At 51.1% G+C, this 13,739-nt stretch carries 14 protein-coding genes; 13 read left to right on the forward strand and 1 reads right to left on the reverse strand.

The features are described from left to right. Position 1: 1 nt before the first annotated feature. Positions 2-1,948 carry a radical SAM protein gene (locus tag IPI86_RS05970; protein WP_345297081.1) on the reverse strand — a complete coding sequence of 649 codons (1,947 nt, stop codon included), beginning with the start codon at positions 1,946-1,948 and terminating at the stop codon, positions 2-4. A gap of 152 nt (positions 1,949-2,100) precedes the next feature. Here IPI86_RS05970 and IPI86_RS05975 point away from each other — a divergent pair, with 152 nt between their 5' ends. From IPI86_RS05975 to lepB, 13 genes are all read left to right on the forward strand, one after another. Further along, positions 2,101-3,378, forward strand: a complete 1,278-nt coding sequence (locus IPI86_RS05975) for an MFS transporter (RefSeq protein WP_345297082.1) — start codon at positions 2,101-2,103, stop codon at positions 3,376-3,378. Next, entirely contained in the window at positions 3,375-4,208 is an 834-nt protein-coding gene (locus IPI86_RS05980) for a class I SAM-dependent methyltransferase (RefSeq protein WP_345297083.1), read from the forward strand. The genes IPI86_RS05975 and IPI86_RS05980 overlap by 4 nt, the downstream gene beginning before the upstream one ends. 104 nt (positions 4,209-4,312) lie before the next feature. Next, complete coding sequence (locus tag IPI86_RS05985) at positions 4,313-4,717, forward strand: hypothetical protein (protein ID WP_345297084.1); 405 nt, start codon at positions 4,313-4,315, stop codon at positions 4,715-4,717. A 46-nt stretch (positions 4,718-4,763) separates the two neighbouring features. Continuing rightward, positions 4,764-6,425 carry a hypothetical protein gene (locus IPI86_RS05990; protein WP_345297085.1) on the forward strand — a complete coding sequence of 554 codons (1,662 nt, stop codon included), beginning with the start codon at positions 4,764-4,766 and terminating at the stop codon, positions 6,423-6,425. 36 nt (positions 6,426-6,461) lie between these two features. Next, positions 6,462-7,841 carry a PqqD family peptide modification chaperone gene (locus tag IPI86_RS05995; protein ID WP_345297086.1) on the forward strand — a complete coding sequence of 460 codons (1,380 nt, stop codon included), beginning with the start codon at positions 6,462-6,464 and terminating at the stop codon, positions 7,839-7,841. 29 nt (positions 7,842-7,870) lie between these two features. Then, positions 7,871-8,212, forward strand: a complete 342-nt coding sequence (locus tag IPI86_RS06000) for a diguanylate cyclase (RefSeq protein ID WP_345297087.1) — start codon at positions 7,871-7,873, stop codon at positions 8,210-8,212. Positions 8,213-8,257: 45 nt separating this feature from the next. Then, positions 8,258-9,268, forward strand: coding sequence for a hypothetical protein (locus IPI86_RS06005; RefSeq protein ID WP_345297088.1), 1,011 nt, complete (start codon positions 8,258-8,260; stop codon positions 9,266-9,268). Between the two features lie 21 nt (positions 9,269-9,289). Beyond that, complete coding sequence (locus tag IPI86_RS06010) at positions 9,290-10,420, forward strand: radical SAM protein (RefSeq protein ID WP_345297089.1); 1,131 nt, start codon at positions 9,290-9,292, stop codon at positions 10,418-10,420. Between the two features lie 81 nt (positions 10,421-10,501). Next, positions 10,502-10,672 carry a hypothetical protein gene (locus tag IPI86_RS06015; protein ID WP_345297090.1) on the forward strand — a complete coding sequence of 57 codons (171 nt, stop codon included), beginning with the start codon at positions 10,502-10,504 and terminating at the stop codon, positions 10,670-10,672. An 80-nt stretch (positions 10,673-10,752) separates the two neighbouring features. After that, entirely contained in the window at positions 10,753-11,751 is a 999-nt protein-coding gene (locus tag IPI86_RS06020) for a hypothetical protein (protein WP_345297091.1), read from the forward strand. A gap of 9 nt (positions 11,752-11,760) precedes the next feature. Next, positions 11,761-12,324 carry a protein-tyrosine phosphatase family protein gene (locus tag IPI86_RS06025; RefSeq protein WP_345297092.1) on the forward strand — a complete coding sequence of 188 codons (564 nt, stop codon included), beginning with the start codon at positions 11,761-11,763 and terminating at the stop codon, positions 12,322-12,324. Then, positions 12,321-13,040: a methyltransferase domain-containing protein gene (locus tag IPI86_RS06030; protein WP_345297093.1), complete on the forward strand. Its 720-nt coding sequence runs from the start codon at positions 12,321-12,323 to the stop codon at positions 13,038-13,040. The genes IPI86_RS06025 and IPI86_RS06030 overlap by 4 nt, the downstream gene beginning before the upstream one ends. Before the next feature lie 57 nt (positions 13,041-13,097). Next, positions 13,098-13,739 (forward strand): signal peptidase I, encoded by a 642-nt coding sequence (gene lepB, locus IPI86_RS06035; RefSeq protein WP_345297094.1) that lies wholly within the window; start codon positions 13,098-13,100, stop codon positions 13,737-13,739.

Raw genomic sequence — 13,739 nt, forward strand, 5'->3', positions numbered from 1 at the left:
CCTAGTCCCCTTCGCGCAGGATCACTTCAGGCATCGGATTGAGATTCCGCTTCACGCCCCACCTGCGAGTTGCCTGCTCGTGAATGAACCAGATCTGCTCTTCAGAAAGGTTCCGCGACACCACGGCTGGGAACGCCTCTTCAAAATAAACATACGGCGGGCGATTCTCGATTCCGATCGAGTGATAATCTATTTTGTCCTTCATCTCATGCAGGGCGGTAATAGCCGTATTGGGATGATAGGTCAGGATATTCGGGCTGGCGATCGAGAGGATATCCTCCATCAGCAGTTCCTCCACTTTGGAGATGGTCTCCTCGATGGTCTCCATCGTTTCCCCATCCAAACCGAAAAGCACAGAAGACCCTACCGTAATCCCCGCGGAGCGTGCCATGCCCAGCGCCGTACGCACGCGATCATCCCACGCCTGTTTGCGGTTGATATTCTTGTGGACTTTATCGATCACAGGCGCCGACATGCTCTCGATTCCCATGTAAATGTAACAACACCCTGCCTTCTTCATTTCATGCAAGGCAAGCATGGCTTCTTCGGGGATTCTCCTCGAAGCCAGCAGATCCACCGTGAACTGCGCCCCCCACATCAGGTCCACGACCTTTTGCGCTTCCACCTCACGCCCAAAGAGGTTGATCATTTTTGTCGACGATTTCTTCGCCAATTCGCGCAGATGGATCAGCTCCCTGCAAAAATGGATCACATTACCGAAATTCCCGCCCCAAAAGATCGAATCATCGAAAAACAGAGCCTCCGCCCCGTACGAAATATATTCGATCACTTTTTCCAGCGCCCGCTGAATCCCATCCGAATTATAGGAGCGGAATGTACCTACAACGGTCACACCTTCGGAACAAAAATAACAGTGATACGTACAGGCATTGGTCACCATGAAATGCGCGGTTCGCAGCACCCGCTCATTGCGTTGAAAAATGGGAAACAGGGCACGAATGGCAAACGCCTGATAGGGCGAAGGCAATACTGAAAGATCCAGTTTAACGCCTGAATTGATCACCCACGCATGCGCTGACTTTTTCCCATCCAAAGCGACGATAACGGAGTGGCCTGGGATTGGGTCAAACAAAGGTGCAATATCGGAGAGTGTTTTGATCACAGAGCGCACTTTCGTGCTCTTCGAGTTCAGGTCCATCGAAAGGGAAATTGCTTTCATCAAAAGATCCAGCGCGTAATATCCATCTCCGCTGACCAGGAAATCGAAAACAGGCTCGATTGCCCCATCCTGAATTTTGACAATGGCACTGCTTGGCTCCAGCACGATTCGTCTTTGGGTCGGGTCAAAATGAAGTGTCTCATCCACATGACGGCCGCCCAGAACGATCAGGCTGTCTGGCAGATGTTTGCGCACCACGCGCGCGATATCAATGGCATACCGATGCGCGGGGGAGACCGAGCTGATCAATACCACCTTCGGGCGCATCACCAGCAGGACCTTGTTCACAAAGTATTTTTTCACCGCTTCGTTCCACACACGCGGATCGAAAACCGTCTGGTCGGTATTCAACAACGCACCCTGATATTCGCGGATCCCGTTCACATCCACCGTGGCGCGATAATCCGCCGACGGCAGCGCCCCCCATTGCGGACACAGGTCGTTATACGGTGCTTCCTCACAAATCCCCATTTTGCGCGTCTTGACCGCCTGATCCACTGCATAACTCAGCGCAGAATATAAACACATCGGGTCGCCTGGGAACTCGATCTTCCCTTCATTAGTAGACATTACAGGCGCGAGGATGGAGAGGACGGGAAAAGACCGTTCCAGCCATTCATGTTCTTCAAGGCTATACCCCGGGGCTTGAGCCAGCGCAGCCCGGTCCAGCAGGGTTCTCCTGCGCAATTCCAATTCGTGCCGCAACAGATCAGCCTCTTGCTTTTTCATGTTTTCGTATTCAAAATGAAGTTCAATCTCTCGCTTCATGGTTTCACCTTTCATAAAAAGTTTTATACCTTGGGGCAAATCCCTTATAACGAATACGCCAATAATAAACGCGAACAGGAATGGTTGTCCTTACAAATCTGATGAGCAAACTCATTCTAAAACTGTTTCTTTTCCTGTAAGATTGGAATCATATGAAAACGCCCCGCCTCACAGGAATGCGCGCATTTACCACGATCTGGCTTGGACAAATGGTATCACTGCTTGGCAGCGCCATGACCTGGTTCGCATTCACCATTTGGGTCTGGCAAAAGACAGGTCAGGCGTCTTCGCTGGCAATTGTCAGCACATTGGCGTTCCTGCCGTCCATTCTCTTCATGCCCATCGCAGGCACCTTCGTCGACAAATGGCAGCATAAGACCACCCTGATCCTGAGTGACTTTGGAAGTGCCGCCGCCACACTCATTGTCCTTCTTTTATACCGCACAGACAACCTGGCCCTGTGGCATATTTATTCGCTCAGCTTGTTCGCTGGCTTTTTCACCGCATTTCAATACCCCGCCTACATTGCCGCCACAACCGTACTCGTCCCCAGGGAAGATTACGCCCGCACGCAAGGCATGATCGGCCTCGCCCAGGCATCCTCCAGCATCTTCGCGCCGATGATCGCCGCCGCCCTGCTCCCCGCCATCGGCATGAGCGGAATCATGACGATCGACCTGCTTACTTTTCTGATCGCATTCAGCACTTTATTGTGGATAAAATTCCCGCCTCGCGCCGACCTCGAAACTGCTCCCACAACCCAGGCAGGATTCACCCGCGAGGTTTCCTTCGGCTTCCGTTACATCTTCTCCAACCCAAACCTGCGCGCGTTGACAATATTATTCATTGCGGCAAATTTCTTTATCGCCATCGGCGCAACCTTGCTGGCTCCAACGATCCTCAGTCACACCGCAAACGATGAGAGATCCCTCGCCACGATCTTATCCATCGGCGCCATCGGCGGATTGATCGGCGGCGGCCTGCTCAGCGTTTGGGGCGGACCCAAACAACGGGTAAATGGAATCCTGCTCGGGGGTGTAGGCGCCTGCTTGATCGGAATCAGCTTATTTGGTCTGGCTGGAAGCGTGCTCGTTTGGGCCATCGCCAGTTTCTTCTTCTCCTTCTTCGAGCCATTCGTCGAAGGCAGCAACACCGCCATCTGGCAATCCACTGTGGATGCAAACCTGCAGGGACGTGTTTTCTCCGCGCGGCAATTGCTCACACAGATCCCCTACCTGATCGGCATGGCAGGCTCGGGCTGGCTCGCCGAACTTGGTATGGCCAAACTCACGGGCACACAAAACGGAATTCATTTATCGATGACTCTATTATTGGCAGGTATCGCGGGCGCGATCATTTTTATCCTCGGCTATTTCACGCCTGCCATTCGGCGCACAGACAATAACGCGGTCAATCAGGAGGCCACATGATTACATGGATCGTCATTATCGCAGTTGTGATCGTCATCTTATTTTTGCTTGACAGGGAAATCTATCGCTACGAAGGCATCCACATTGGTCCGCGCTTGCAGGCGTGGCTGTACGATCGCTGGGCGGAAAAATACGACCACGATAAAAAGGACGGCCAATTGCACGATGAAGAAATGCTGGCAAAGCCATTGCTCGCAAAACTTTCAAATATTCCCGATCCTTTTATTCTTGATGTAGCAACCGGCACGGGCCGCCTGCCCTTTGCTTTGACAAATCAGCCCGAGTTTGCAGGGCATATGATCGCCGTCGATATTTCACATGGCATGTTGAAGCAAGCCGCAAAAAAACTCTCGACCCACCTTGAGCGCGTCGAACTGATGCAATACGATGCATTCCCACTTCCCTTTCCCGACGAAACCTTTGATGTTGTAGCCTGCGTTGAAGCACTGGAGTTGATCGGCGAGAAACAAGCCGCCGTAAAGGAATTGGCGCGCGTCCTGCGCCCGGGCGGAATCCTGCTCACTTCACGCGGCACAGAAGAATCAGGCAGGGGCATTGTCGTCGTCAGCGCCGAAATACTCACGTCGCTGCTTCAAAATGCAGGCTTTGAAAACGTGGAGATCACCCCGTGGTGGCGTGTGTTCAATCGCGTTTTCGCACACAAACCAGGCACGTTGATCTCTGCAGGAAAAAAATCCCTGAAAGATGTATTGCGCTGTCCACAATGTGGACAGGCCGACATCTTTTCAAGAACCGACTCATCCCTCTCGTGCAGAAACTGCGCAAAACAACTCAAAATAGACGGAAATGGGATTGTGATATTGCATTAAAAACTAATTGGACTAAAACAGGAAAATTTCCAGACGAAAGTCACATGCCGAATTGAGACGAAAATGCTAAACTTTTCGTAGATCAACCTAGGAGATGTGACTTTATGGCGAACAAAACCTTTCTGTATATTGGAGCGGGGCTATTGTTATTGATCGGCCTTTGCCTTTTTGGTTATGGCTTGCTAAATGTAATCGGATCCACATCTGCACAGGGGAGCAGAACATGGCTTACTTTTGGAATCGGATTCGCCTGCACGGGAGCATTCTTTCTTGCGGGGGGCATCGGGCTCATTGTTTTTGCAAGCAGGCAAAAGGGTGCGGCGGGAAGCGGGGACAACATCACCTACAAGATCGATCTGCCATCCCAAACCAAAGTCGAGCAAATGAAATGCAACAACTGCGGCGGCGCGTTGAAAGCGGACAATGTCAAAATGATCGCAGGCGCACCGACTGTGGAATGCCCATTTTGCGGCACGACCTATCAATTGACGGAAGAACCGAAGTGGTAATTCAATTTACATTTCCCATATTGCGATTGACAACTGGAGAAACGAGATGAAGAAAAGATTCCTGATCATTTCATTCATTTTGATCCTTGCTCTTGGCATGTTCTCAAACGTTTCCGCGCAGGACGCGCCGTATTACTTTGAAGTCAACAAGGAAGTGGTGCATGTCTACTGGAATTCAGATGGCACCATGAGCATAGACTACACCTGGTATTTTAACAACCTGGCTGGCTCACACCCGATCGACTTCGTGGATGTGGGCATGCCCAACAACAATTTCAGCACGTCCACAGTGCTCGCCGAAGTGAACGATGTACGCGTCAATGCTTCGACTTCCGATTATCAAGGCTCGGGGTCGGGCTTTGCGGTCGTGATGGGCGCGCAGACCATTCAGCCTGGGCAAAAGGGCATTGTGCATGTTTTTGTCCCGAATATCTCAAACGTGCTCTACATCGATTCAAGCGACGACACCTACACGAGCGCGATCTTTGCGCCGACCTGGTTCGGCTCGGAATTCGTTTCAGGCACGACCGATTTCACGATGACCTATCACCTGCCGCCGAATATGAATTCCGAAGAACCTCGCTGGCATGGAGCACCGAGCGGATTTCCCGATACGCCACAGGCAGCCTACGATTCTGAAAACCGTGTCACGTACACATGGTACGCTCCTGCCGCCAGCGCCGCTGATTATTATTCATTCGGCGCTTCGTTCCCACGCACATACGTTCCTGCGGAAGCCATTTATGTTCCGCCGCCAGAGCCACTGATCAGCGAAGACACCATCTTCAGCCTGCTTTGCGGCGGATTCTTCCTCTTCATATTTGTTGGTGCGCCTGCGATCTCAGCCATTGCAGGTCGGCGCCGCAAGATGCAATATCTTCCGCCGCGCGTCGCCATCGAAGGCCACGGCATCAAACGTGGACTCACCGCTGTGGAAGCCGCCATCCTGATGGAACAGCCGCTCGACAAGGTTATGACCATGATCCTGTTCGGCGTGATCAAAAAAGGTGCGGCCCAGGTGGAAACCCGCGACCCGCTCAATCTTTCTTTCACCGCTGAAAAGCCTGCCAATTTGCATCCATATGAAGATTATTTTCTCAAGGCTTTCGCAGAAACTGAAAAAACAAAACGCCAGCGCGCCCTGCAGGATATGACCGTGTCACTGGTGAAAACCGTTTCAGAAAAAATACGCGGATTCAGCCGAAAAGAAACCGTGGATTACTACCGCTCGATCATGGAAAAAGCCTGGGCGCAAGTGGAAGGAGCAGACACACCCGAGGTCAAGAGTCAGAAACTCGACGAAACTCTTGAATGGACCATGCTCGATAAAGATTATGACGACCGCGCGCGCCGCGTCTATCACGGGCCTGTCTATGTACCGATGTGGTGGGGACGTTATGACCCAACCTATCGCCCATCAACTGGTTCTGCTCCCGTATCATCATCTGCCCCTCGACCTTCATCAAGCGGACAGGCACTGCCCGGAGCAGACTTTGCGGCATCCATGGTTACGGGCGTACAAACCTTCTCACAGAAAGTATTAGGCAATGTCCAAACCTTTACTGAACGCGTCACTGGCGCAACCAACCCACTGCCGAAAAGCTCATCAAGCGGCGGCAGAGGCGGGCGCGGCGGCGGCGGACGTTCCTGTGCATGCGCGTGTGCATGTGCAGGCTGTGCCTGTGCCTGTGCGGGCGGCGGACGATAGTTTTTTTGCGCCTATTTTTAGTACTTAGAGGTAAATATGACTTTACTCAATAGCATAAAAAACATCTTTCAACCATCGTCCAACGTCAGCATTCCATCATCGGGGCTCTATCACTACGTCCACGAAAATGAGATGGAAAGATCGCGCATCCATTTGCGCATCGACCCCGACGGAACGGGGACTCTCATCGTCAACGCCAGCAGCGTGATGCACTTAAATCCAACCGCAACGTTCATGGCATGGATGATTCTGGAAGGCAAAACAGAAGAAGATAGAATTCTGGCGCTTACCTCGCGATATTCCGTTTCAAAGAGAAAAGCCAGAAATGACCTCTCCGACTTCCTCTTTCAATTTGAAGAAATGATTCGCCCTGATGGGGCTTGTCCCGTCCACGAACTTGACCTCGATACGACCATGCCCTTCAGCGCGCGTCCTACCGCACCCTATCGTATGGACCTGGCCGTCACGTATCGCTGCAACAATGATTGCGCCCACTGCTACAACGCCCGCGAACGCAACTTCCCCGAACTCACCACCCAGCAATGGTTCAAGATCATCGACCAGCTTTGGGACTTGGGTGTGCCGCACATCGTCTTCACGGGCGGCGAAGCATCCCTGCGAAACGATCTTCCAGAGCTGATCCACCACGCAGAAAGCAACGGCCAGATCACAGGTTTGAACACGAACGCGCGCCGCCTCATGGACATGGATTATGTCAAGAAGCTGGTCAACGCAGGCCTGGACCATGTGCAGATCACCGTTGAATCCAGCGTGCCCGAAATTCACGATGAAATGATGCGCGCAAAAGGCGCATTCAGGCAAACCATCGCAGGCCTAAATAATGTACTCGCCTCCGATCTTTACGTAATGACCAACACCACCATGCTCCGCAGCAACGTCCACACGATTCCTGCCACACTGGATTTTCTCGCGGATCTGGGAGTCCCTACCATTGGACTCAATGCGCTCATCTACTCGGGTCAGGGCTTGACCGTTGGCACGGGCTTGCTCGAAAGTGAATTGCAGCCCATTTTAGATATTGCCATTCAAAAAACCGCCGAGCATGGACAAAAACTCATCTGGTACACGCCAACACAGTACTGCCAATTCGACCCCACTGCTCAAAACCTTGGCGTCAAGGGCTGCACTGCCGCGCTGTATAGCATGTGCATTGAATCCAATGGAAACGTGCTGCCCTGCCAATCCTATTATCATCCGCTCGGCAATATGCTCACCGACTCATGGGATTCGATCTGGAATCACAAACTCTCAGTGCAATTACGCGAAAGACAGAATCTGCCATTCAAATGTGAAACCTGCTCCCTCGTCGCCGAATGCGGCGGCGGATGTCCGCTTCAATTCGAGAATCACCGCGAACAATTCGGAGTCAACCTCCCCGTCCTCGCTGCCTACTAATCACTGTCTACTGTCTTCTCCGGAGTTCCATGAACGAACACGTCTGGATCAAAGAATTTCCCGCCGCCATCACCGTCTGTGATGAAGAAGGCATCATTCTCGAAATGAACGACAAAGCCGCCAAAACCTTTGAAAAGGACGGTGGTTATAAACTCGTCGGGTCGAACGTGTTAGATTGTCACAACGACCCATCTCGAAGTAAACTTGAGCGATTGATGTCGGCCCGCGAAAAGAACGTCTACACCATCGAAAAGAACGGGATCAAGAAGATGATCTTCCAATCCCCGTGGTATAAAGATGGTACTTACGCTGGCTTTGTGGAACTCTCCCTTGAGATTCCATTTGAAATGCCCCACTTTATCCGTTCCTAATCACCCCTTTCAATTCTCACTTCTTATCGCTTACTCTTATTACCTATGGAAATCTGCTACCTGATCGCCTTCCCCGACGCCGACGACGGCAAAGCTCCTGCCCCCGAACGATTCAAGGGGCTAAAAGATGCGCCTTATTTCGAACCCATTGACATTGACCTTGTGACTCTCGGCGAGGAAACCGTCCTCATCGAAGGACATGCTGTGCAAGTCTTTCGTCAGCGCTACGATTGGCGCGTGCAAATGGTTGAATGTCACTTTGAATTAAAAGATCCGTTTGCCGTTTCTGTTTTGCAGGAACGCGCCAAAATTCAGAGTGCGCTCGAAAGCAAATTCATCCCGACCCAATATCGTCAAAACGGACTCTACGAAGAATACACAATTCTGCTCGTCAATGACGCCAAACCCACGCCCGATAAATGGATCGACAAGAATGCCCTCGCACTGACCAAATTCATCCGCTCACAACGCGAAGTGTTCGACAAAAGCGAGATCGACGAGATCCTGATCTCCCGCACGCACTACTCCGCCGTGGAACTCACCCTCATCGACTGGGAAGGCGCCATCATCATCGCCCCCAACGAAGATTATCAATCCGATATCGCCCTGTTGAAAATAGGCAATTATCAACTGCTGCGCTATCGCATGCTCGACCAATCCATTGAAAACATGCTCGACAAGATCAGCGAAACATTCTTTGAAAAAAAGCGTGGACTGCGTCCCACCCGCGGCGTCATCCGCCAGATCGCAGAACACAAGCTCGAAGTCATGCTCGATTTCGAACGCGCCGAACAAAACCTGCTCCTCATCGGTGATTGGTACACCGCCAAACTTTACGAAGCCATCCAAGGCGAGTTCTACCTCAAGGATTGGAAGGAAAACGTCAAAACCAAACTGGACAATCTCGAAAACATCGTCCAAACCATCCGGGATAATTTCTCGCTTTCACTCGAAAGCGTTTGGGGACGCATTGAAATGCTCGGCTGGATGATTATGCTCATCGGCTACACGTATCTTTTCCTTGCCGATATGGGCATTCTCAAAATCGGAAAATAAGTTCACAGAACAGGAGTTGACATGAACTTCATTCAAAAGTTCTTCACCAAAACCGAACCCTTGCCCGCGGGAACCCATCATATGCAAGCCACGCAAGACGAGAAACCCTATCGCCTGCACCTGCGCCTGCAAAAAGACGGCTCGGGCCTGCTTATCCTCAACGCAGCCACGGTGCTGCAACTCAATCCCACCGCTGCTGAATATGCCTATCACTTCATCAAGGGGACTTCCCCCGATGAAGCCGCAAAACAAATCGCTGCCCGTTATCAGGTGAATCGAAAAACCGCACTGACGGATTTTAACAACTTTGCAGATCAGATCCAGACCCTGATCTCGACACCCGACCTAGACCCCGCATCCTTTCTTAACTTTGAGCGGGTTCAGCCTCATTCAACAGAATCCACCCTCAGGTTGGATTGCGCCCTCACCTATCGTCTGCCCGAATCCACACACGCCAAGTACGCCCCCACCAAACGCGTCGACCGCGAACTCACAACCGAAGAATGGCAAACCATTCTCGACAAAGCCTGGCAGGCAGGCATTCCACACATCATCTTCACAGGCGGCGAGCCCACCCTGCGCGAAGACCTCCCCCAACTCATCGCCCACGCCGAAAAGAACGGACAAGTCTGCGGCCTGCTCACAGACGGCCTTAAACTCGCCGAAAAAGATTACCTCGAACTGCTCCTGCAGACAGGCCTCGACCACGTCATGCTCATCCTCCAACCCAATGAACCAAAATCATGGAAAGCCATCGAAATCATCGTCCCCCAAGATCTTTTCCTCACTGTACACCTCACCCTCAATAAAGAAAACGTCAAGGAAGCCAAAGACATCCTGCAGAAAATTGCCTATCTTGATGTGCAAAACATCTCCCTCAGCGCAGACGATGGCAGCCTGCTTGACGAAATGCTTGAGCTGCAGGATACCGCCAGTTCCCTCCGCCTCACCCTGCGCTGGGATTTGCCCGTGCCGTATTCCGCATCCAACCCAGTCTCCATCGAAACCGTAGACGATGCAATCCCCACAGGCGCAGGCAAAACCTGGATGTACGTCGAACCTGATGGTGACGTACTCCCCGCTCAAGGCGAACCAGACAAAACCCTCGGCAACTTCCTGAGGGACAGTTGGGAAGTGATCTCGAAAAATTGATATTGAGCTGAAAACAAAAAGCTTCCCATCGAAGGTACGGGAAATTCACAGTTGAAATCAAAATCCATAAGTGAGAAAACCATGAAAAATTCATTCGTGGCTGTTTTGTTATTAATCCTGTCGTCCATCGCCTGTCAGACTTTATTTCCAGACCCACAAACCACGCCCGAAACATTCCTCTCTACCGAACCCACACAGCGTATCACCCCATCACCTATCCTCCGTTCGCCAGATTCAATCGAGTTGGAGTAAACTATTTTCAACAGGCTATTCCGACATTCATCTTCAAAGACAACACCGCCGCTCATCGTATACAAAAACTAAAGGTAGATATGAAAAAGAACTCAGAGATGGCAGTGATCGTTGTTTTAATTGTTGTTTTTTCATTCGTTTTACTGGGAATTATGTTGGGAAAATATATTTCGAGAACCCAGCCTTTAGAGACAGTCAATGTCTCTTGCGCCAACACAATGGCTGAGGTCATCGAAAGCTCAAAAGGCGACGTGTACAACATGGAGGATGATCCAAACTACATTGAACCAACCTCGTATTATCTGGTCAAATATTCAGTGGATGGGGATGAGATCGAAAATCCAGTTTTTGACCAGATACCAGCCGATTTGGCTGACGAGCAAAAAGATAAGGCGTTGCAGCTGGAAGCCTGGCAGATCTTCGCAAATCTGATTCCCGCCAAAGACCGTCAAATGGTTACACAATACAACATCTTCACCGACGGCACCGAAAACACACTGGCCGCAGTGGACCAAATCGCAGCGGACCCATCCCAATGGGTGATCGAAGTCGACATTGCCGACCTCGAAAACAAGGATGCGCTTCTCTTCACATTGATCCATGAATACGCACACCTGCTGACCCTCAACGCTTCACAAGTGAGCGTTGACGAAGAAATCTATAACGACCCATTCAACACCTCCCTGATCGAAAGCAAAACAGCAACCTGCCCCCATTATTTCACTGGGACTGGATGCAGCCTGCCAAACTCTTACATCAATGCCTTTTATCTCCGCTTTTGGGAGGATATCAACCCGGAGTGGGAGAAAATAGACGGGCTCCAATACGCAGACGACCTCATGCCATACTACAACGGCCTGTACAATTTTTACCTGACCCACCCAGATCAATTCCTGGATGATTACTCCACCACCCACCCCGCAGAAGATATTGCTGAATCCTTCACCTACTTTGTGTTCAGTTCCAAGCCAAAAGAAAATTCGATCAAGGACAAAAAAATATTGTTTTTCTATGAATATCCCGAACTGGTTGAACTGCGACAATCCATATTGGAAAGCACCTGTGCATCAAATAAATGAGTGTATCAAATGAAAAAACTTCCCATCTCTGAATGCTATTGGGTCGAAGAAGGCCGCCTCCTAGCGGGTGAATACCCAGGCAGTTACAACCCCGAAACAGCACGCCTCCGCATAGACGCCTTTCTTGAAGCGGGCGTGAACACCTTCATCGATCTCACCCAATCACACGAACTTGTCCACTACGAACCCATTTTGCGGGAAGAGGCGCGGATCTATGGAACCATCATTTCATATCAACGCCATCCCATTCGCGATTACGGAATCCCATCTGCGAATACGATGACGGATATTCTCAACGATATCGACGAAGCCATCAACAATGGCCGCTGTGTTTATATCCATTGCTGGGGCGGGGTCGGGCGCACCGGGTTGGTCGTTGGCTGTTATCTTGTACGGCACGGCATCACAAACGAGCAGGCCGTTGCACAAGTGGACAGCTTATTCAAGACCCGACCCAACCACAACAATCATCCCCGCTCACCCGAAAGCGACGAGCAGGTCGATTTCATTTTGAATTGGTGGGAAGACCCTGCCGAGCTTTATAAAAATAATCAGAAGTTTTGCGAAGGATGAACTGGCATTCGCGTTACCTTCAGCAAGCTGCGTGGACTCGCGAATTAAGAACCTATGTTTTCGAACAGGCGGGGATTTCCAGCGCGAATCGGATTCTTGAAGTAGGCTGCGGTACCGGCGCGATCTTAAGCGGCCTCACCAGCCCCGCCTCGCTTCACGGTCTGGACCTTGATCCTGCTGCGCTCAACGAGTGCAGGATCCACGCCCCGACAGTATCCGCTATCCGCGCCGATGCGCATCACCTCCCATACCCTGATAAATCTTTTGATATAGCCTATTGCCATTTCCTGCTGTTATGGGTGGACGATCCATTGCAGGTTGTGCGCGAAATGGCACGTGTCAGCCGCGCCGTGTTAGCATTGGCCGAACCTGATTACAGTCAGCGCGTGGATGAACCCGCCGCACTCAAACCTTTGGGGGCATGGCAGGCAGAGTCTTTACGACGGCAGGGCGCAGACCCATCCTTCGGCGCGATGCTGGCAGAGACTTTCCATCAGGCTGGGATCAAGCTCATTGAAACAGGACCCATTCAAGGTCAGGCGGTGATCCGCTCTGCTCAAGATTGGGAAAATGAATGGGCAGTGCTCCAAACAGATTTGGAAGGTGTCGCTTCAAATGAAGAAATCCAAAAAATGAAGGTTTTGGATGAAATAGCGCGAAAAAATGGAGAACGCACCCTGTATGTGCCCACTTACTTTGCCTGGGGTAAGACATAAGGATTAGTTGACTTCGAAAAAAGAGAAGTATAATTTTGCCAATAATTGGAGGCATGATTGGAAACTTTACAACAAGAAGAACAACCTCAGGGACACATTGAGGGGCAAGTCGAGGGGCAGATCGAAGGGCAGGCCAGCCAGGAACAGGCGCCCGCCCAGGAAAAGATAAAATGGGGTCGTTTTTTTCTGGATATTATCGAAACCCTTATTCTGGCTGTGGTTCTGTTTTTTGGCATCAACGCAGTTTCGGCAAGAGTACGAGTGGATGGCTTCAGCATGCGCCCCACTCTGGATGACGGCGAATTTGTTCTGGTCAGCAAGTTGAATTACAAACTCAGCAATGTTCAGCGCGGCGATATTATCGTATTTCATTACCCGATGGATCCCGAACAGGAATTGATCAAGCGAGTGATCGGCCTGCCCGGAGACCGCATTGAAGTGAACGAGGGAATTGTTTATGTGAATGGACAGGCCTTGGAAGAACCCTACATCGCGGCCCCTCCTGCCTACTCCAGCCAATGGAACGTCCCTGAAGACAGGCTTTTCGTGCTGGGTGATAACCGCAACGATTCTTCCGATTCACATTCGTGGGGCTTTCTCCCGTTTGAGAATGTGGTGGGCAAGGCCGTTCTAATCTACTGGCCACCGCCCATGTGGGATGTGATTGAACACAAGGAATTATTGGCTGTACAACAATAA

It is taken from the genome of Candidatus Villigracilis affinis (assembly GCF_016705895.1).
Taxonomy (GTDB): domain Bacteria; phylum Chloroflexota; class Anaerolineae; order Anaerolineales; family Villigracilaceae; genus Villigracilis; species Villigracilis affinis.

What these genes read in the sequence shown, in the direction of transcription:
- IPI86_RS05970 (WP_345297081.1), bottom strand. Translation starts at nt 1,948, where the DNA reads ATGAAGCGAGAGATTGAACTTCATTTTGAATACGAAAACATGAAAAAG.
- IPI86_RS05975 (WP_345297082.1), top strand. Translation starts at nt 2,101, where the DNA reads ATGAAAACGCCCCGCCTCACAGGAATGCGCGCATTTACCACGATCTGG.
- IPI86_RS05980 (WP_345297083.1), top strand. Translation starts at nt 3,375, where the DNA reads ATGATTACATGGATCGTCATTATCGCAGTTGTGATCGTCATCTTATTT.
- IPI86_RS05985 (WP_345297084.1), top strand. Translation starts at nt 4,313, where the DNA reads ATGGCGAACAAAACCTTTCTGTATATTGGAGCGGGGCTATTGTTATTG.
- IPI86_RS05990 (WP_345297085.1), top strand. Translation starts at nt 4,764, where the DNA reads ATGAAGAAAAGATTCCTGATCATTTCATTCATTTTGATCCTTGCTCTT.
- IPI86_RS05995 (WP_345297086.1), top strand. Translation starts at nt 6,462, where the DNA reads ATGACTTTACTCAATAGCATAAAAAACATCTTTCAACCATCGTCCAAC.
- IPI86_RS06000 (WP_345297087.1), top strand. Translation starts at nt 7,871, where the DNA reads ATGAACGAACACGTCTGGATCAAAGAATTTCCCGCCGCCATCACCGTC.
- IPI86_RS06005 (WP_345297088.1), top strand. Translation starts at nt 8,258, where the DNA reads ATGGAAATCTGCTACCTGATCGCCTTCCCCGACGCCGACGACGGCAAA.
- IPI86_RS06010 (WP_345297089.1), top strand. Translation starts at nt 9,290, where the DNA reads ATGAACTTCATTCAAAAGTTCTTCACCAAAACCGAACCCTTGCCCGCG.
- IPI86_RS06015 (WP_345297090.1), top strand. Translation starts at nt 10,502, where the DNA reads ATGAAAAATTCATTCGTGGCTGTTTTGTTATTAATCCTGTCGTCCATC.
- IPI86_RS06020 (WP_345297091.1), top strand. Translation starts at nt 10,753, where the DNA reads ATGAAAAAGAACTCAGAGATGGCAGTGATCGTTGTTTTAATTGTTGTT.
- IPI86_RS06025 (WP_345297092.1), top strand. Translation starts at nt 11,761, where the DNA reads ATGAAAAAACTTCCCATCTCTGAATGCTATTGGGTCGAAGAAGGCCGC.
- IPI86_RS06030 (WP_345297093.1), top strand. Translation starts at nt 12,321, where the DNA reads ATGAACTGGCATTCGCGTTACCTTCAGCAAGCTGCGTGGACTCGCGAA.